The 18,864-nt window shown below is 60.6% G+C and carries 19 protein-coding genes and 2 tRNA genes; 12 read left to right on the top strand and 9 right to left on the bottom strand.

What is annotated here, in order from left to right; all coding sequences use genetic code 11:
- Positions 1-9 precede the first annotated feature (9 nt).
- The 4 genes from sppA to ASG47_RS10015 form a co-directional block, all read right to left on the bottom strand.
- Positions 10-957, bottom strand: coding sequence for a signal peptide peptidase SppA (gene sppA, locus ASG47_RS10030; RefSeq protein WP_156464051.1), 948 nt, complete (start codon positions 955-957; stop codon positions 10-12).
- Between the two features lie 81 nt (positions 958-1,038).
- Positions 1,039-1,542 carry a GNAT family N-acetyltransferase gene (locus ASG47_RS10025; protein WP_061908578.1) on the bottom strand — a complete coding sequence of 168 codons (504 nt, stop codon included), beginning with the start codon at positions 1,540-1,542 and terminating at the stop codon, positions 1,039-1,041.
- A gap of 74 nt (positions 1,543-1,616) precedes the next feature.
- On the bottom strand, positions 1,617-3,371 hold the full coding sequence (gene rpsA / locus ASG47_RS10020; protein WP_082511662.1) for a 30S ribosomal protein S1: 1,755 nt from the start codon (positions 3,369-3,371) through the stop codon (positions 1,617-1,619).
- A 143-nt stretch (positions 3,372-3,514) separates the two neighbouring features.
- Positions 3,515-4,168, bottom strand: a complete 654-nt coding sequence (locus tag ASG47_RS10015) for a (d)CMP kinase (RefSeq protein WP_061908577.1) — start codon at positions 4,166-4,168, stop codon at positions 3,515-3,517.
- Positions 4,169-4,357: 189 nt separating this feature from the next.
- Here ASG47_RS10015 and ASG47_RS10010 point away from each other — a divergent pair, with 189 nt between their 5' ends.
- The 7 genes from ASG47_RS10010 (at position 4,358) to ASG47_RS09980 (ending at position 9,946) form a co-directional block, all read left to right on the top strand.
- The gene (locus ASG47_RS10010) at positions 4,358-4,759 is read left to right on the top strand and encodes a TIGR02300 family protein (RefSeq protein WP_061908576.1); all 402 of its coding nucleotides are present in this window, start codon (positions 4,358-4,360) and stop codon (positions 4,757-4,759) included.
- A 140-nt stretch (positions 4,760-4,899) separates the two neighbouring features.
- Positions 4,900-4,975, top strand: a tRNA-Ala gene (locus ASG47_RS10005).
- Positions 4,976-5,113: 138 nt separating this feature from the next.
- Complete coding sequence (locus ASG47_RS10000) at positions 5,114-6,880, top strand: alpha/beta hydrolase (RefSeq protein ID WP_082511661.1); 1,767 nt, start codon at positions 5,114-5,116, stop codon at positions 6,878-6,880.
- 232 nt (positions 6,881-7,112) lie between these two features.
- Positions 7,113-7,442 (top strand): IS110 family transposase, encoded by a 330-nt coding sequence (locus ASG47_RS21255; RefSeq protein WP_061908575.1) that lies wholly within the window; start codon positions 7,113-7,115, stop codon positions 7,440-7,442.
- Between the two features lie 188 nt (positions 7,443-7,630).
- Positions 7,631-7,942 carry a transposase gene (locus ASG47_RS21310; RefSeq protein WP_082511685.1) on the top strand — a complete coding sequence of 104 codons (312 nt, stop codon included), beginning with the start codon at positions 7,631-7,633 and terminating at the stop codon, positions 7,940-7,942.
- Positions 7,943-8,067: 125 nt separating this feature from the next.
- The gene (locus ASG47_RS09985; RefSeq protein WP_061908573.1) at positions 8,068-8,655 is read left to right on the top strand and encodes a nitroreductase family protein; all 588 of its coding nucleotides are present in this window, start codon (positions 8,068-8,070) and stop codon (positions 8,653-8,655) included.
- A gap of 199 nt (positions 8,656-8,854) precedes the next feature.
- On the top strand, positions 8,855-9,946 hold the full coding sequence (locus ASG47_RS09980; protein WP_061908903.1) for a winged helix-turn-helix domain-containing protein: 1,092 nt from the start codon (positions 8,855-8,857) through the stop codon (positions 9,944-9,946).
- Positions 9,947-9,967: 21 nt separating this feature from the next.
- Here ASG47_RS09980 and ASG47_RS09975 read toward each other — a convergent pair whose 3' ends face one another.
- Entirely contained in the window at positions 9,968-10,648 is a 681-nt protein-coding gene (locus tag ASG47_RS09975; RefSeq protein ID WP_162236084.1) for a TetR/AcrR family transcriptional regulator, read from the bottom strand.
- Between the two features lie 280 nt (positions 10,649-10,928).
- On the opposite strand from ASG47_RS09975, the gene ASG47_RS09970 reads away from it, so the two are divergent.
- The 3 genes from ASG47_RS09970 (at position 10,929) to ASG47_RS09960 (ending at position 14,235) form a co-directional block, all read left to right on the top strand.
- The gene (locus ASG47_RS09970; RefSeq protein WP_061908571.1) at positions 10,929-12,080 is read left to right on the top strand and encodes a Gfo/Idh/MocA family protein; all 1,152 of its coding nucleotides are present in this window, start codon (positions 10,929-10,931) and stop codon (positions 12,078-12,080) included.
- A 164-nt stretch (positions 12,081-12,244) separates the two neighbouring features.
- On the top strand, positions 12,245-13,414 hold the full coding sequence (locus ASG47_RS09965; RefSeq protein WP_061908570.1) for a dihydrodipicolinate synthase family protein: 1,170 nt from the start codon (positions 12,245-12,247) through the stop codon (positions 13,412-13,414).
- A complete protein-coding gene (locus ASG47_RS09960; protein ID WP_061908569.1) occupies positions 13,411-14,235 on the top strand; it encodes a sugar phosphate isomerase/epimerase family protein in 825 nt (274 codons plus the stop codon). The genes ASG47_RS09965 and ASG47_RS09960 overlap by 4 nt, the downstream gene beginning before the upstream one ends.
- Before the next feature lie 54 nt (positions 14,236-14,289).
- On the opposite strand, the gene ASG47_RS09955 is transcribed toward ASG47_RS09960, so the two are convergent.
- The 3 genes from ASG47_RS09955 to ASG47_RS09945 all read right to left on the bottom strand — a co-directional run bounded on the left by ASG47_RS09955 (position 14,290) and on the right by ASG47_RS09945 (position 17,122).
- A complete protein-coding gene (locus tag ASG47_RS09955) occupies positions 14,290-14,679 on the bottom strand; it encodes a hypothetical protein (protein ID WP_061908568.1) in 390 nt (129 codons plus the stop codon).
- Positions 14,680-14,885: 206 nt separating this feature from the next.
- Entirely contained in the window at positions 14,886-16,085 is a 1,200-nt protein-coding gene (locus tag ASG47_RS09950; RefSeq protein WP_061908567.1) for a class I SAM-dependent RNA methyltransferase, read from the bottom strand.
- A gap of 41 nt (positions 16,086-16,126) precedes the next feature.
- Entirely contained in the window at positions 16,127-17,122 is a 996-nt protein-coding gene (locus ASG47_RS09945; protein ID WP_061908566.1) for a complex I NDUFA9 subunit family protein, read from the bottom strand.
- 149 nt (positions 17,123-17,271) lie between these two features.
- Here ASG47_RS09945 and ASG47_RS09940 point away from each other — a divergent pair, with 149 nt between their 5' ends.
- Both ASG47_RS09940 and ASG47_RS09935 read left to right on the top strand, forming a co-directional pair.
- Positions 17,272-17,634 (top strand): GFA family protein, encoded by a 363-nt coding sequence (locus ASG47_RS09940; protein ID WP_061908565.1) that lies wholly within the window; start codon positions 17,272-17,274, stop codon positions 17,632-17,634.
- Between the two features lie 56 nt (positions 17,635-17,690).
- Positions 17,691-17,775, top strand: a tRNA-Leu gene (locus ASG47_RS09935).
- 221 nt (positions 17,776-17,996) lie between these two features.
- Here the strand turns inward: ASG47_RS09935 and ASG47_RS09930 are convergent.
- The gene (locus ASG47_RS09930; protein WP_061908564.1) at positions 17,997-18,800 is read right to left on the bottom strand and encodes a phosphotransferase; all 804 of its coding nucleotides are present in this window, start codon (positions 18,798-18,800) and stop codon (positions 17,997-17,999) included.
- Between the last annotated feature and the right edge of the window lie 64 nt (positions 18,801-18,864).

Here is an 18,864-nt window from a genome sequence, read left to right as displayed (position 1 = left end):
GCCCACGGCTCAGGGCTTTGGCCCAAACTGCCAAAGCGAGACCAAACCGTCAAGCACGACAGGACCATCAGGCGAAAGACCGAGTGCCGCACGTGCCGAACCGCCCAAAAGACGTCCGGCCCAGCCAAATCCGTCCTCGGGCTGCGGCCAGACATCGACCACGGCAAGCTTTTCGGGGACTTCGCGCTCCTTGACGAGCCAATCAATGGCTTCCAGTTCGCCACCGATCGCATCGATCAAACCTGCGTCAAGGGCGACGCGGCCGGTGACAATGCGGCCATCGGCCAGCGCAAGGGCCGCCGGACGCGGCATATCGCGTCGCTCGGCAACGATATCGACAAACCAGGTAAAGCTGTCCTGCACCAGTTCGTTGAGCGAGACACGGGCCGCGCCTTCCAGCGGCTCGTCATTGTCGGGTTCGGCCTTGAGGGGGCCCGATGCGACCTTATCGAGGTCGATGCCAATGGTATCGAGCAGTTTGCCGGCATTGACGTGTTGATAGAGGACGCCGATCGAGCCAACGATGGATAGGCGGCGCGCAAAAATCCGGTCGGTGCCAATGGCGGTCATATAGGCGGCAGAGGCGCCGAATTCGTTGATGGCCGAGACGGTCGGCTTTTTGTCGCTCAGGCGGCGAAGTGCCTCATAAAGTTCTTCACCACCGGCCGTAGTGCCGCCGGTCGAATTGATGGCGACGACAACGGCTTTTACGGTGTCGTCCTCAAGCAAGTGCTCGAAGAGGGCCTGACGCTCGGCATTGGTGGTGATGAGACCATCGATGGTGACGCGAGCGATGACATCCCCAGCCCCCTGCCCCGGCATGGCGAAACGTGCCGTCATGGCGAGCACTGCGATAACGGCTGCCACCAGCGCCAAAACGCGCCAAAGCCCGCGCGACCGGCGATAGGTATCGGCGGCGAGCGCTTCATGGGCGCTGGAAGGAGGAAGATCGGTCACGGCATTGTCCCAAGCGAAGTCGGCGTGACCATACACGGCTTGGACGAAACAGCCAGAGAAACGGCTGATTTTTGATGCCGCTTAAAGCGTCTTCGTCATATACCGCGCCGCATCCTCATAGGCGCCAAGTTTCTTGGCCAGTTCCGGACGGTCTTCGGTGACGAAACCCTGTTTTTCCCAGAAGGGGACGGAGCCATTGACCGCAACGAGGCCAATGCTGGCAAAGCCCATGGCCTCGGCATGCTTGGTCAGAGCAGCTACGATCTGCCCGGCTGCGCCAATGCCGCGCGAAAGGGGCAGCAGCGCGAGGTCGTGGATGTAAAAACTATCGGCATCTTCGGGCAAGCTGCCCAGAAGCGTATTGAGCGCAGGCAGTTCGCCGCGACGATAGGGGTGGCTGAGAACATAGCCCGCCGGTTTTTCGGCGACGTCTAGAATATAGCAGCCGTGGCGATAGAGGGTGTGCTTTTCGGCCAAGACCTCTTCGGCCTCGAAGAAGCCGGGATGGACCTTATTGGCGATCGCAAAGACCGCTTCGAGATCATAGCCGCTCATGGCGCGCCAGGCGACGTCGCGAAATCGCATGGTTTTGGTCCCTTCTAACAAAACGGCCCGCGCTAAAAAGCGCGGGCCGAAGGATTGGTCAATAAGCCCAAGGCTTACTTGTCGTCGCGGCCCTTGAGAGCAGCGCCGAGGATGTCGCCGAGCGAAGCACCCGAATCCGAGGAACCGAAGTTCGCAACGGCTTCACGTTCTTCGGCGATTTCGAGCGCCTTGATCGAGAGCTGGATGCGGCCGGTCTTACGGTCGTACTGGGTGACGCGTGCGTCGACCTTTTCGCCCTTGGAGAAACGTTCCGGACGCTGGTCGTTACGATCGCGGCTGAGGTCGGCGCGGCGGATGAAGGCCGTGACTTCGCTGTCGGCGATGCGGACTTCGATGCCGCCTTCGTTGACTTCGATGACTTCAGTGGTCACGACGGCGTTCTTGCGAAGGCCACCCTGTTCGCCGCTGGCGCTGGCGGTGTTGTCTGCAAGGTCGTCAGCAGCGAGCTGCTTGATACCGAGCGAGATACGTTCCTTTTCGACATCGACGTCGAGGACCTTGGCCGAAACCATGTCGCCACGGTTGTAGTCGTCAAGAGCGACTTCACCGGACTTCTGCCAATCGAGATCGGAGAGGTGAACCATGCCGTCCACATCGCCTTCGAGGCCAATGAACAGGCCGAATTCGGTCTTGTTCTTGACTTCGCCTTCGATGGTCGAGCCGATCGGGTTCTTCTCGGCGAAAGCTTCCCACGGGTTCTGCAGGGTCTGCTTGAGACCAAGCGAGATACGACGCTTGTCGGGATCGACTTCGAGCACGACCACGTCGACTTCCTGGCTGGTCGAGACGATCTTGCCGGGGTGGACGTTCTTCTTGGTCCAGCTCATTTCCGAAACGTGGATCAGGCCTTCGATGCCCGGTTCCAGTTCGACGAATGCGCCGTAGTCGGTGATGTTGGTCACGCGGCCAGAGAACTTCGCGCCGATTGGGTACTTGGCTTCGATGCCTTCCCATGGATCAGCCTGGAGCTGCTTCATGCCCAGCGAGATACGGTGGCTCTCGTGGTTGATGCGAACGATCTGGACCTTGATGGTCTCGCCGATCGTGAGCACTTCGGACGGGTGGTTGACGCGACGCCATGCGATATCGGTGACGTGCAACAGGCCGTCGATGCCGCCGAGATCAACGAACGCACCGTAATCGGTGATGTTCTTGACCACGCCGTCGACAACCTGGCCCTCTTCGAGCTGCTGGACGATTTCCGAACGCTGTTCGGCGCGCGATTCTTCGAGAATGGCACGACGCGAAACGACGATATTGCCGCGACGCTTGTCCATCTTGAGGATCTGGAACGGCTGCGGCACGTTCATGAGCGGAGCGATATCGCGGATCGGACGGATGTCGACCTGCGAACGCGGCAGGAAGGCCACGGCACCTTCGAGGTCGACGGTGAAACCACCCTTGACCTGATTGAAGATCGTGCCTTCAACGCGCTCATTGGCGTTGTACTTTTCTTCGAGCTTGACCCAGCTCTCTTCGCGGCGCGCTTTTTCGCGCGAGAGAACGGCTTCGCCCATGGCGTTTTCGACGCGGTCGACATAGACCTCGACTTCCGAGCCGATGACAATCTGGCCGTCACGGAACGCCTGACCGAATTCCTTGAGCGGAACGCGGCCTTCAGTCTTCAGACCGACGTCGATGATCGCCAAGTCTTTTTCGATGGCGACGACTTTGCCACGAACAACGGTGCCTTCGGCGGCGTCGTTGTCGACAAAGGAGTCGAGCAGCATCGATTCAAAATCGTCTTTAGTCACAGTTTGCTGTGCCAAACTTTTTCTCCGTTGCGCCGGTCGTTGAGGGTTGCTGATCCTGTTTCGAAACGGGTCCGCTTCAGCGAAAATGCCAAAGCCGGCGCACGGAGCACCGCTTCTGGAAAACAGGATGATCTTTTAGTCGGGATCCGGGCCAGCGGTTGAAATGATTGTCTTAGCCAGAAGACCCAAGGAGGAAATTAGGAGAACGAATGTTCCCCTGCCTTGAGCGCCATGGACTTGTCGACAATCGCGATGGCAGCGCGGAGTGCGGCCTCTATACTCAGTTGCGTCGTATCGAGCAAGTGCGCGTCATCAGCTTTATAGAAGCCGCCGTTGGGATTAAGCATGTCGCGCGCGTCGCGTTCTTCGATCTGGTGAAAGAGCGCATAGCGATCAACTGTCTGGCCGCGGGCTTCGAACTGGCGCGCCCGGCGCTCCATCCGCGCCTTGCTGTCGGCCTGGATGAAGAGTTTTACATCGGCGTCCGGGCAGATTTTCGTGCCGATGTCGCGACCATCGAGAACGGCGCCACCAGCTTGCAGCGCAAAGGAGCGCTGGAAGTCGAAAAGGGCGCGGCGGACCTCGGCGATGACGGCGACTTTAGACGCAAGACTACCAGCCTCGCTACTCGTCAGGGTCTCGATATCGGTGAGTTGGGTAGCATCGAGAGCGCGGGCGGCGGCTATGGCTTCGGAATCGAATTGATCAGTGTTCTCATAAGCTTGGGACGCCACGCCGACGGCGCGGTAGAGAAGCCCGGTATCGAGATGGGGGAGCCCATAGTGGCGGGCGAGACCTAGAGCCAAAGTCCCCTTGCCCGATGCCGCTGGGCCATCCACCGCTATGATCATTGCCGCAACCCCGCCACGCTAGAATTCCGAAACGGGCTTAACACGGCGGCGGCGGGCGGGGCCAGCCTTGGGCGCACGCGCATTTTCGATTTGACAGAGACCGCCATTGCGCCTTACCGCACTGGCCGAATATCTGGTTGGGCCGCGGCGGCCGACCGAAAGCAATTTCCCTTCGTGTGAGGCATGTGAATGGCCAACTCCGAACGCGGTACAAAGCGTACCGACCCTGATACCGGCAAGAAGTTCTACGATCTCAACATGGATCCGATCGTCTCGCCCTATTCCGGCAAGTCTTATCCCCGCTCCTACTTCGACACCCTTGCGACCGGAAAAGCTACGGCTTCGCGCAAGATAGACGACGAAGATGAGGCCGAGGAAGAAGAAGAAGTCGAAGATACCAACGCCCCCGAAATCGTCAGCCTCGAAGATGCTGACGCCGAAGAGAGCGGCGAGGAAGAAATTCCAGATGTCGACGACGTCGAGGTCGATGAAGAGCTGGGCGACGACGAAGAAGACGTGTTCCTCGAAGAGGAAGACGACGATGCCGACGACGGCCTTGGCTTTGAAGTTGGCGACGACGAAGACCGCTGATTTCATTCATGTTTTCCCGCTGGGGGAGGTTTTCCCCGGCGGATGAAAAAAGTGTCATTTAGGCACTTGCTTCTCTCGGAATCATCCTCTAGGTTCCGCCTCGCTTCAACCGGGCACTGTCCCTGAAGCACCCATTGAATGGGGCCTTAGCTCAGCTGGGAGAGCGCTTGCATGGCATGCAAGAGGTCAGCGGTTCGATCCCGCTAGGCTCCACCAATTCCCCCTCAAATCGGTATCATTCCGTTAGCATCGAGACGCTCTCAGGCCGTTTCGCGTTATGCTTTGGGTGTTCGGCGGTTGTCATGGCCGGTCGCTCCCCTATAGTGGGCGCGAATTCATCCCAGGCACGCCTTCTTGCCGACCCGATCCGACTTAGATCTCTCGAGCGAAACGAATCCGTCGCAGCCAGCGTCGAGGGGCGATGCCGGGCGACGCGTCAGGCGATTCGTTTATCGCCGGCTCGATGCGCTTTCGGCAGGTGGCTGGCTTTTTGGCCTGTTGTTTGCAGCGCTGTCGCTGACACCATCGCTTATTCCGCGCAATGTGCTGGTGCAGGGGATCCTCTCCGGTTGTGCCTTTGCCGCCGGCTATGGCATCGGGGTCTTTCTCGAATGGCTGTGGAATTTTCTGGAGCTGCGCTGGCCGAACCGGCGCGTGGCGCGCTGGGTGGGGCGGGCCTGCGCGATCCTCTGTCTTGTCCTTACCATCAGCTTTCTCTGGTTCTGGACCGGCTGGCAGAATTCGATCCGATCGGGGATGGGCGAAGCACCGATCGAGGCGACCCAACCGCTGCTCGTGGCGCTGGTGGCTGTGCTGCCGGCGGCGCTGCTCGTCGGGTTCGGCACGCTGATCGTTGCCGGGGTGCGGGTGCTGGCGCGCTGGATGGGGCGGCTGATCCCACGGCGGGTGGCGCTGGTGGGTGCCATGGTGCTGGTGGGTCTTCTCACTGCAATGATCGGCGATGGCGTCGTGGCGCGTGGGCTGCTTTATTCGGCTGACCGCTTCTATGGCAATTTCGACCGGTTGGTGGGGATCACCGAACCGGCGCCGACGGACACTCTCAAATCAGGGAGTGCGCAATCCCTCGTGCCTTGGGACACGATCGGGATCGATGCGCGGGTCTATGTCGAGACGGGACCGACGCCCGAGGAAATTACCGCGCTGACGGGCAAGGCGGCGGAAACGCCGCTCCGTGTCTATGTCGGGCTGCGCTCGGCCGAAACGCCGGAAGACCGGGCAGCTCTGGCTGTGCGGGAAATGGACCGGGTCGGGGCGTTCGACCGCAAGGTGCTGGTGCTGATCATGCCGGTCGGGACGGGCTGGGTGGAGCCGGCAGCGATCGATACGCTCGAAATTTTGCATGGCGGCGACGTGGCGAGCGTAGCGGTGCAGTATTCTTATCTGACGAGCTGGCTGTCGCTGGTGTCGGAACCCGATGTGGGGGTCGAAACGGCGCGAGCACTGTTCAACGCGGTTTATGAGCGCTGGACGGCGATGCCGAGGGACAGTCGACCCAGCCTTTATCTCCATGGCCTCAGCTTAGGGGCCTATAGTTCTGCCGCGTCGACCTCGATTTACGATGTCTTGGCCGATCCATTCGATGGCGCGCTCTGGGTGGGACCGCCCTTTGCGAGCGCAACCTGGCGCAGCACGGTGGCCAATCGCGATCCCGGCTCGCCCATCTGGTTGCCGCGGATTGGACAGGGCACGACGGTGCGCTTTGCCAATAGCGCGATCGATCTTGAGGGCAGTGCGTCCTGGGGGCCGATCCGCATTGTCTATCTGCAATATCCCTCCGATCCGATCGTATTCTTCGATTGGTCCTTGCCCTATCGCGAGCCGCTGTGGCTGAGCGGGGAACGGGCGCCATCGGTTTCGGCGCTGCTCAACTGGTATCCGGTCGTCACCTTCCTGCAACTGGCGCTCGACATGGCGCTGGCGCAGACGGCCTCCATTGGTTTTGGGCATGTCTATGCGCCGCAGGATTATTTTGAGGGCTGGGTGGCGGTGACCGGCGCTGGGGATTTGAGGCCGGTGGACGTAAAGGTTTTACGGGACAAGCTCAGCCGGCATGGCGGGCGGGAGCTGCTTGGGGGCGGGTGGTTCAAGGCGGGAGTTTGATTGGGCGTGGTGGTTCCAAACCGCTGTGACCTGCACCCACCGTGTTTCCCTCGGGCTTGACCCGAGGGTCAGTTGTTCACGCACAAAATCTGTAGCTCCCGCAGTGGCCCTTGTCTGTTGAAAGTGTGCGAGATTGGTTCCGGGAGGGCGATCGATTGGCCCTTGGTCATCAGACCGTACCCGAGCGTGATCCCCTCCCGGTTGCGGACCTCGCAGTACAAGGACAGGCACGATGATCATAGCATCGGACTTTATCGGAATCGACGTGGGCAAATACACGCTGGAGATATTTGCCGGTCGGGAGTTTTCCATCGCCAATACCGAGGCGGCTCTTGCGGACTGGTTGGCCGGGCTGAGCCGGCCCGAGCTGGTGCTGTTCGAAGCGACGGGCCGCTACGACGGCAAGCTGCGCCGCGCTCTGGAGCAGGCCGGAATAGCATTCTGTCGGGTTAATCCGGCACAGGCGCGGGCCTTTGCCCGGGCCACCGGGCAGTTGGCCAAAAGGATCGTTTGCAGAAAAGGGACGTTGTGCCACCGACACTTTTTCGGAGCACACCCATAAAGCTCGCGAGAATCAAGGCTCGACATATCCAGCGCGAGTTCGCCGTTTGATAAGGTCGATGCGCAGATGTTGGCCCGGATGGCGCAGGCTTTACGGCCACATCCCCAGGCCGCCGCCGACGAGAGGCGCCGACTTTTAGGCGAGTTGGCGCGACGCCGGGATCAATTGGTTGACATGCGCCGGGGCGAATTGACCCGCCAACAGGAGATGGCGGAACCCGAAATCCTGACCGACATCTGCGCCCATATCGAGCTGCTCACCAGCCGCATCGCTGTCTTCGACAGCCGGATCGCCGCGCTGATCGCGGCGGCATCGGCCTGGTCACCGCCACCACGCTGCTGGCCTTCCTGCCGGAGGCCGGCCATCGCTCGCCCAAGACCATCGCTGCGCTGGCAGGTCTGGCCCCATTCAACAATGACAGCGGCCTGTTCCGCGGCAAGCGCAGCATCCGTGGCGGACGTCCTCGTGTGCGGTCCCCCTTCGTAGGGATGAGCCGGTAGCTGCGGACAAGCAAAAATTTGCCATTTGTTCTGTTTTAATGAACACTGAAATCGCATTCGTCCGGTTGTAGCGCTTTTCGCTTGGGTCCATTTTAGGGGCAACAGACGAATTGGAGCGATCCGAAATGAACGCCATCATGCCCCGCAGCACCGACCACCTGATCGACCCCGATATGCTGGCGCGCTGGTCGCCGCGCAGCTTTACCGATGAAGCGATCGGCGACGTCGAACTGATGACCCTGTTCGAGGCCGCGCGCTGGGCGCCGTCGGCCTTTAATGGCCAGCCATGGAAATTCGTTTATGTGCGCCGTGGCAGTGCCGACTGGCAGAAGTTTGTCGATCTGCTGCTGCCGTTCAATCAGGAATGGGCCCAGCATGCGGCCGCGCTGGTGTTCGTCGCCTCGCGCGTAAGCCACACCAATGCCAATGGCGAAGTGACCACCACACGCTCCCACGCTTTCGACGCGGGCGCATCCTGGTCGATGTTGGCGCTGCAGGCCATCAAGCTTGGCTGGCACGCCCATGCCATGGGTGGGTTCGACCATGACCGCGCCATTGCCGAACTCGGCGTGCCGGAGGGTTGGCGGATTGAAGTAGCGATTGCCATTGGACGGCAGGGCGATGGCTCGAGCCTCAATGAAACGCTGCGGGCCCGCGAAGTGCCGAGCCAGCGCAAGCCGCTCACCGAAATCATCAGCGAAGGCCTTTTTTAGGCTTCTGGTGTTGGGGCCTATCGCGATGTTCTGGGATAGGCCCGTCGTCCTTCTGACCTCGCTGGGTTTCGGCAAATCCGTCAGAACCGGGTTTGCTCCGCAGTTTTGTTCCACTATTGTTCCCTCGAGTGGATGAGGGAATCAGCTTGTGGCAAAGCGCGTAAACACCATCTCTTCGGCGCAAGCGCGCGCGATCTGGATGAAAGCGCAAAGGCTCGATGCCTCGGCGCCGTTTGGATCGGGGCCAGAGGCGGTTCAGGCCGCGATCGGGCATCTGGGTTATGTGCAGATCGACACGATCAATGTGATCGAGCGCTGCCACCATCACATCCTTTTTTCGCGCATTCCCGATTATCGCCGCAGCGATCTCGCGCAGGTGCAAAGCGGCGATAAAAGCGTGATCGAATATTGGACGCATGCGCTGAGCTATGTGCCGGCGAGTGACTTGCGCTTTTTCCTGCCCGCCATGCGGGCCTATCGGGACAATCCCAGCGCCTGGTTCGGTTCGGTCACCGCCAAGGAAATCAGCGCCATGAAGCGGCGCCTGCTGGACGAGGGACCGCTCTCGATCCGCGATATCGATGATGACGAGCTCGTCGAAAAGACCCATCTCTGGGCCAGCCGCAAACCATCAAAGCGGGTGTTGCAATTGATGTTCTACCAGGGCCATGTGGCGATCTCGGCCCGCAGAGGCATGCTCAAGACCTATGACCTGATGGAGCGGCACTTTGGTTGGGAGCGCGCGCCGAAGCCGGCGACGGAAAAACAGGTAACGGCTTACCTTTTGGACCGGGCGCTACGAAGCCAGGGCATTGTCAGCCTCGATTCCATCTGCCACCTCAACGCCAAAGCCAAACCGGCAATTCGCGACCTGATCGAGGCGCGGGTCAAGCGGCGGCAATTGGTGCCCGTCATCATAGAGTGCGCTGAAAAGGTGCCGCATTGGGCGGAGCCCAGAACACTCGACATGGAAATCGCGCCGAGCGACACTGTCCATATCCTCTCGCCCTTCGATCCGCTGATCATCCAGCGCAAGCGGCTCAATCTGTTCTTTGGCTACGATCACCTCTTCGAAGCCTATGTGCCTGCAGCCAAACGCCGCTATGGCTACTTTGCACTGCCAGTGCTGGTGGGCGATCGGGTGGTGGCGGCCGTGGACCTCAAAACCGACCGGGCCGCGGGAAAACTGCTGGTGCAGAAGTGGAACTGGATCGACGAGATCGGCGCCGAGGAGAAGGTTCGGATCGACGAGGAACTCGGCCGCTTCGAGCGGTTTCAGCTTGGTGTTTGACGCTCTAGGGCAATCCGCCGATCAGCCATTGGCCTTCATGCGCAAATAATCGAGCACCATTTGCACGGCATGGGCCTCGCGCTCCTGCACCATGGCGACGCTCGACAGGTCCCGCTCGAAAATCACCGACAGCGTCGCCGTGTTCGAGACATAGAAAAAGCCCAGGGCGGCCACGGAAATATAGAGCTGGACCGGATCAACATCGCGGCGAAAGAGGCCGTCTTCATTGCCCCGCTCGATGATCTGCGCAATTTGCCCCACCAGCGGGGAATGCAGCGCCTTGATATCGGGGAGGGTTTTCAAGAACCGCGCATTCTCGATGTTTTCCGTGCCGAGCAGTCGCGGAAACCAGGGATTGGCGAGAAAATGCCGGAAGGTGAAGCGCACCAGCCGGTCCATGGCCTGGATGGGGTCATATTGATCAAGGCTGAGCGCCCGTTCGCCCCGCCGGATCTCCTGATAGGCATCGAGGAGGACGGCCCGATAGAGATCTTCCTTATTGCCGAAGTAATGATAGAGCAGCCGCTTATTGGCGCTGGCCCGATCGGCAATGGCATCGACGCGGGCGCCCTCGAAACCGCGATCGGCGAATTCGACGCGCGCCGCGGCAAGGATCGATGCCTTGGTCTTGGCCGAATTGCGCGTGCGCTTGGGCGCAACTTCGGGCGGCGTGTCGAGGTCGGCTATTTTGGTTTCTGACACGCGTCTGCCCCACTGCATCCGAGAAGGATGGATCGGCAGGCCGATAGCAGCCGCGCCCGCCTTGGTAAAGCGGCCGCAGAGCATGCTGCCGGTGCGCGCCTCCTCAAGTTCGCACCATGGGCGAAGTGTCCTTGGTGGGGCCAAGGCTGTCAACCCTAAGTAACTTTCCGGTCCGCTCGTTTCACCTGAGACGTGCAGATGCCCGCTTGACGCAATGGCCAAACGCTCTGTATCTAAGTAACCAGTCAGTTACACCGCAGAGCGGGTCGGGAGGATTGGAATGGCGGAACAACGCATCGGCATCATCATGCATGGCGTCACCGGGCGCATGGGCTATAACCAGCATCTGGTGCGCTCCATCCTCGCCATTCGCGATCAGGGCGGCATTGCGCTGTCCAATGGCGATCGTCTCGTCGTCGACCCGATCATCGTCGGCCGCGATGCCGACAAGATCGAGCGCCTCGCCAAGAAGCACAATATTGCGCGCTGGGGCAGCGACCTCGATGCCGCGCTCGCCAATCCAGATGACACGATTTTCTTCGATGCTGGCACGACGCTGATGCGCGCCGGGCTGCTGGAAAAGGCGCTGGCCGCCGGCAAGCATGTCTATTGCGAAAAGCCGACGTCGGATGATCTCGACGTTGCGGTGAACCTTGCCAAGACCGCGCGCGCTTCGGGGCTGAAGCATGGCGTGGTGCAGGACAAGCTGTTCCTGCCTGGCCTGATGAAGATCAAGATGCTCAAGGATTCCGGCTTCTTCGGCGATATTTTGTCGGTGCGCGGCGAGTTCGGCTATTGGGTGTTTGAAGGCGACTGGCAGAAGGCGCAGCGCCCATCGTGGAACTATCGCAAGGCTGATGGCGGCGGCATTATCCTCGATATGCTTTGCCACTGGCGCTATGTGCTCGATAATCTCTTCGGCGAAGTGAAGGCGGTCTCGTGCCTCGGCGCGACGCACATCCCCGAACGCGTCGACGAAAACGGCAAGCGCTACAAGGCCGATACGGACGATGCGGCTTACGCAACGTTCGAACTTGAGGGCGGCGTTGTCGCGCAGATCAATTCGAGCTGGACGACGCGTGTTCGCCGCGACGATCTCGTGACGTTCAACGTCGATGGCACCAAGGGCTCGGCGGTTGCCGGTCTCCACAAGTGCTGGACCCAGCATCGCGTCAATACGCCAAAGCCGGTCTGGAACCCCGACCAGCCGCAGACCATGAACTTCTTCAACGATTGGGAAGAAGTGCCGGACAATTGGCCCGCCGATAACGGCTTTAAGGTGCAGTGGGAAATGTTCCTGCGCCATGTGGCTGAGGATGCGCCTTGGGAATATGGGCTCGAAGCTGGCGCCAAGGGCGTGCAGCTGGCTGAGCTTGGTCTCAAGAGCTGGGCTGAGCGGCGCTGGCTCGATGTGCCGAAGCTGGAATTTTGAGCCGCAAGTAGAGAGCCCCCTCACCCGTCTCGGCCTTCGGCCGATCCACCCTCTCCCCAAGTGGGAGAGGAATAGGGGGCACCGCATTTGAACAGGCGCCGGCCCATTCTTCTCCCTCTCGGGGAGAAGGTGGCGCGTAGCGCCGGATGAGGGGGACACCCGCCATGCCGACCATCAACCTGCCCAATCCCGACCGCTCGATCAGCCCCTATACGCTGACCGGCAATCCCATCCCCTTCGTCAAATTCAAGTCGACGGATTTTTCGCGCATTGCCTATTCGGCGGCCCATGTGGTCGCTGATCCGCTCGCGGTCAACGATCCCTGGCTGACCCCGGCGATCGATTGGGACACGACGCTCAAATTCCGCCATCGCATGTGGGATCTTGGCCTCGGCGTCGCCGAAGCCATGGATACGGCGCAGCGCGGTATGGGGCTGACCTGGACCGAGGCCAAGGAGCTGATCCGCCGGGCGCAGGCCGAGGCGCGGACGCGGGATGATTCTCTCATCGCCTATGGCGCCGGCACCGATCACCTGGCGCCCGGCCCCGATGTCACCATCGACGACATTCTGCGCGCTTATGACGAGCAGGTCGGCTTTGTCGAAGGCGAGGGCGGGCGCGTTATTCTGATGGCGAGCCGGGCGCTGGCGGCGGCGGCAAAGTCGCCGGACGATTATGCGCGGGTCTATGGCCATGTGCTGAGCCAGGTGAAGCAGCCGGTAATCATGCATTGGCTCGGGGAAATGTTCGATCCGGCGCTACAGGGCTATTGGGGCGATATCGACCACGACAAGGCGATGGATGTTTGCCTCGACGTCATTGCCGCCAATGCCGATAAGGTCGACGGCATCAAGATTTCGCTGCTCTCGGCGGAAAAAGAAATCGCCATGCGCCGCCGCCTGCCGGCAAATGTGAAGATGTATACCGGCGACGATTTCCATTATGCCGAGCTGATTGCGGGCGATAATCAAGGCTTTTCGCACGCGTTGCTGGGGATTTTCGACGCCATCGCGCCTGCCGCCTCGGCGGGTCTGGCGGCGCTTGGCAAGGGTAACACGCAAGAGTTCTTCGATATTCTGGAGCCGACCGTGCCGCTGAGCCGCCATATCTTTGCGGCGCCGACGCGGTTTTATAAGACGGGCGTGGTTTTCCTCGCCTATCTCAATGGGCTGCAGGACCATTTCCAGATGATCGGCGGCCAGCAATCGACCCGCTCGCTGCAGCATCTGGCTGAACTGTTCCGGCTTGCCGACAAGGCGCGTGTTCTTGGCGATCCGGACCTCGCGACGGCCCGGATGAAAGCCGTGTTGGCGGTGAATGGAGTGCCGGCATGACCGAACGCAAAATTTCGCTCAACCTCGCGACGACCCGCCAGCAATGGGGTTTTGCCGAGGCGGTCGATGGGTGCCTGAAGGCGGGCATTACCGCAATATCGCCCTGGCGCGACCAGATCGCGGCGATTGGGCTCGATGAGGCGGCGCGGATCGTCAAGGCGAACAATCTGCAGGTGACGGGCGTTTGCCGGGGCGGCATGTTCCCGGCTGAAACAGCGGAAGGTCGGCAAAAGCAGATCGACGATAATCTCCGGGCGATCGATGAAGCCGCGGCGCTCAATGCGGATTGCCTCGTGCTCGTCGTTGGCGGCCTGCCGGGGTCGTCCAAGGACCTACCCGCGGCTCGCCAGATGGTCAGCGACGGTATTGCGGCCATGCTGCCGCATGCCAAGGCCTCGAGCGTCAAAATCGCAATCGAGCCACTGCATCCGATGTATGCGGCCGACCGGGCTTGTGTGAACACCATCGATCAGGCGCTCGATATCTGCGAGATGCTGGGTGAAACGGTTGGTGTCGCCGTGGACGTCTACCATGTGTGGTGGGACCCGAACCTGGCGCAGGCCATTGCGCGTGCTGGCCGCATGAAGCGGATCTTTGCGCATCACATCTGCGATTGGCTGGTGCCGACCAAGGACATGCTGCTTGATCGGGGCATGATGGGCGATGGGGTGATCGACCTGCCCGCGATCCGCAAGATGATCGAAGACGCCGGATTTTTTGGGCCTCAGGAAGTCGAGATCTTTTCCCAGGACAATTGGTGGAAGCGTCCCGGCGACGAGGTGCTTGCGGTCATTAAGGACCGCGTCGCGACGGTCTGCTGAAATAAAAAAAGCCCCGGTCTCCCGGGGCTTTCTTTTGTTAGACCAGCAAGGCTCTTACGAGACCTTATTGTAGGTCAGGGTCTGGCAGAGGATGCCGCCCTGGCAGCCGGTGATGGTCAGCGTGTTCGCGTCCTTCACTTCGACGATAGCCTTGGCATTGCCGCCATTGAGGGCAATCTGGCCTTCCCACTTGCCTGGGGCGGTCTGATCAGCCGAAACAACCTGCTGGTTGATGAAGGCGAGATTTTCTTCAGTGCGCGAATTGCCCTGAACGTCGTTCAGAACGCCGCACAGCTGGGTGCCGGCATCGCCGCAGGTCGAGAAGGTGAAGGTGGTGCCCCACTTGTCCTTCCAGACGCCATCTGGCGAAGCAGCGTCTTGAGCGAAGGCCGGAGCGGCCAGAGCAGCGAGGGCAATAGAGGTGGCTACAAATGCCTTGAACATGGTTATTCTCCGCAGCAAATAACAAGCATAGCAACGCCATGCCCGGTGAATTGATAGAAAGGTTTATGCCCCTCAAACGTGGCGAGGATCGGGACGGTTGCAGTTTCCCGATAAATGTGAACGGCTTGCACTTGCTTGCTGAAGCGCCTGAGCGCGCTAATTGCCGGTGATGACTTAAAAAAATCCGCAGCTTTGCAGTTTTAAAATTAACGCTGCCGAATGAACGTCGCCGCGATCTCGATATGGCTCGACCATGAAAACTGATCGAAAGCGGTCAAACGAGACATGGAAAAGCCCGATTTGAGCAAGGTTGCGGCGTCCCGCGCAAAGCTTTTGGGATCGCAGGCCACCATGACGACATGTCTCAGTTTGGAGGCCGCTATTTCCTTGATCTGGGCCTCGGCACCGGCGCGGGGCGGATCGAGCACCACGGCGTCATAATCCAATTCGAAGCGCGTCAGCGGATCGCGGAACAGATCGCGGGACTTGACCGTGATGGCCTTGAGCCCCTTGGCGTGGCGAAACCCTTTATCGAGCGCCATCACGGCGGGCTTGTCGCTATCGCTGGCAAAGACGGCTGACTTCTCCGCAAGCCGCAGCGCAAAGGGGCCAATACCGCAAAAGAGATCGGCGACCGTCTTGGCCTTACCGACGGCCTCGACGACGTAACTGGCAATTGCGTCTTCGGCCGCGGCGGTCGCTTGCAAAAAGCTGCCGATCGGCAATTCGACGCTGGCCTTGCCCATGGTGACGCGCGGCATTTGCGAGAGAAACAGCATTTCGCGATTGAAGGCGAGGCGCGCGAGCCGGAACCGATTGCCGAGCCCAATCAATCGATCGCCCTTAAGCCCCTTGACCTCGGAGCGCACGGACACATCGAGCCCGGTATCGGTTGCGGCAAAGCTGACATCGCAGGGGCCGATCAGAGCGCCGATGGCGCGCGCGATATCGGGGGCTGGCGCCAGGGCGGGCACGAGGATCGGGCAATGGTCGAGATCGAGCAAATCATGGCTGCGGAGCCGCATATAGCCTGCCGCATCTTTGCGCGCATGGAGCGTGGCCCGGCGGCGCCCGGCGCCCGCGGCGTCGACAAAGGCCTCAACCGAGGTTTCGATTCCTGCCTGGCGCAGCGGGGTTTCGACAAGACCGATCTTGAAGGCGCGATAGGCCGCGGGGCCCATATGCTGAAGCTGGCAGCCGCCACAGGTGCCGAAATGGGGACAGAACGGCGCTATGCGATCGGGCGATGGCTCAAGAACGGAAAGGAGCGTGCCACGCTCCTTGTCCTGGTCCACCAGCACTTTTTCGCCGGGCAAGGCAAAGGGCACGAAGACCTTTTGGCCATCGCGCAGAAAGATGCCTTCGCCTTTATGGCCAAGGCCGATGATGTCGACGGTGTCACTCATGGCCGCAAAACCTCAAGCCATGATCTCGATGCGACGCTCGTTCAAGCAGCGAGCGGGCCGGACGCATCCGAATTGTCGCGATCGAACTGGCCGTGCTTGCGGAAGCGCCACATATATTCAGGCAGCACTTCGTCCATGCTCGTCGGATCGATGCCGAAGGCGGCAAAGGTCCGCTTCTCCTTGATCGCTTCGTCGGTCACGACATTGTCGACGCCCAAGAGTTCGACCTGATCTTCGGTGACGACAGGCGGGATGGGCAAGAAGCTGAAGGGCAGGGCGATCAGCTTGGCGATGCCGGCGGGCAGCGTGATCAGCGGACGCTTGCGGCCAGCTTCGCGCAGGATGCGGGTCATCAGCGCGCGGTTGGTTTCGATATCGGGACCACCGAGCTCATAGACGCGGCCGGTCTTGACCTTGCCATCGGCCGCCGCGACGATCGCTTCGACGACATCGCCGACATGGACGGGCTGGAAGCGCGTATCGGGCGAGATCAGCGGCATGAAAGGCAACATGCGCGCGAGATTACCCATCTTGTTGAAGAAGCCATCGCCATGCCCGAACATCAGGGACGGGCGAAGGATCACCGCCTGCGGGAAGGCTTCGAACACGGCTTTTTCGCCGGCAAGCTTGGTTGCCGCATAATCGCTGACTTCGGCAGCGGCTTCGACGCCAATGGCCGAAACATGGACGAGTGCCTTGGCGCCTGCCGCTTTGGCCGCGCGCGCGACAAAGGCCGCGCCTTCGGCATTGACGCTGGCAAAGCTCTGCGCGCCCGCTTCATAGCCGAGGCCAACGAGGTTGATGACGATATCGGCGCCCTGAACAGCCCGCTGCACCGAGGCTTCGTTGCGCAGATTCGCCTGAACCGGCAGGATCTGACCGACACTACCGAACATGCGGGTTTCCCCAGCAAGATCAGGCCGGCGCACGGCAACGCGGACACGATAGCCTTCGCGGGCAAGGGCCTGCACCAGATGCTTGCCCACAAATCCCGAACCGCCGAAAACAGTGACGAGCTTGGGAGAGAAGCGATCCATTTGCGAGGAACTCCGACGAGGCTTGGGGCGATAAAACTTTAGACTGCTTCTAACGCAGCAGCGCCGCCCGTGTCGAGCATATCGTGATGCGCCAGACGCTTGACTCTTTCACGCGTTTGTTCTTCTTTCGTTCTTAAAGGAGAACCATCATGGCTGAAAAGCACGACTATCAGGGCCAATGCCATTGCGGCGCGGTGCGCTACACCGCCAGCACCGATTTCGCGGGCATGGGCGATTGCAACTGCTCGCGCTGCCGCCGGCTCGGCTGGGTGATGCAATCGGTCCCTGAAAGCGATTTCAAGCTGATTGCCGGGGAAGATCAGCTCACCACCTATCATTTCAATACCGAAATGATCGACCACCTCTTTTGCAAGACCTGTGGCATCGAGAGCTTTGCCCGTGGCAGCGACGGCAAAGGCAACATCATGTATATGATCAACGTCAATTGTCTCGATAACCCGCCCAAGGTCGATCGTAGCGCCATCAAGCATTGGGATGGGGCAAACTTCTAAAATCCGTCATAAGCCCGTTGACTTTAAAAGGGCTGGGCCCTAGTTACACGCCCGTCGCCCAGATGGCGGAATTGGTAGACGCGCACGGTTCAGGTCCGTGTGCCGCAAGGCGTGAAGGTTCGAGTCCTTTTCTGGGCACCATTCCTCGATGCGAAAAGCCCCGTGACTTCGGTCCGGGGCTTTCGTGTTCTGGGGTTTTGGTTTGGGTAGGTCGTTCTAAGGCCAATTGCTACTCGGCTTTGTGCTCGCTGCTCAGTGGTGGTGATTTGGTTCACGAGCCCTCCAAAAAAACACCGCACTTCCCTCGGGCTTGACCTGAGGGAAGATGGTGGTTGAGTGCGATTTTAGAGGTGGAACACACCCTAACGTTCGATCACCTGTTCCAACGCCGCCCTGTGTCGCACCAGCCAACCGGCGCTGCGTGTGCGCCAGGTGATTGCCGCGATGGCATCGGCGGCAGGCATGTCAGGGGATACGGCGCATTCGATCGCCTCATTGGCGGCGTTGAGCACGACGAAATCGATCATCAGCCCGACAAAGCCCTGCCTTTGGGCATTTGCGAGCTCATAGCCATCGAGCAGCATTGAAACCTGGCGGGCGCGCGCCTCAGGCGATCCGAGGCCCTGGCGTTCGGCGATGTCATCGTCGAACAGCAGCGCATTGAGCCATGCCGCCTGGGCGAGTTCGACGAGGGGATCGACCGGGCCCGCAACTTCCCAATCGATCAGGCCGACGGGCCGTCGATCCTCTGCCATGATGTTCCAGGCGCCGGTATCGCAGTGTCCGACGACGCTTGGCTGGCCGATGTTCCGGCCGAACCAGGGATGCCAGACGGAGTTTTCGGGGACGGTGAATGAGGCCGCCGCGTCGTGCAGACGTCGCAATGTATTGCCGATAAGCGGCAGCGCGGCGTCGTCCCATGGTCCGGGGTGGATCGAGGCGCCCTCGATAAAACTCAGCATTTCCCGGCCAGCGGCATCAAAGCCTGTTCCAATGACGCGCGGCGCCTCGGCAAACCCACACTCTTCAAGATGTCGCAGCAGGGCTAGCACTGTCTTGGACCATGGGGCGCCCTGGCGGAACACCACGTCGCCGCGCCGGGTTACCAAGGAGCGGCCACCGCCGGCCAATACGATCTCTTCGTCGGTTTTACTTGTCTTTGTCATATTTGGCAGAGTTGTCGCCGGAGTGGCTTTGGTCAACCGCAAACCCACGCGCGACGCGGCATAG

The organism is Devosia sp. Leaf420 (assembly GCF_001425445.1).
Classification (GTDB): Bacteria; Pseudomonadota; Alphaproteobacteria; order Rhizobiales; family Devosiaceae; genus Devosia.
This window is presented reverse-complemented; position numbering and strand designations above follow the sequence as displayed.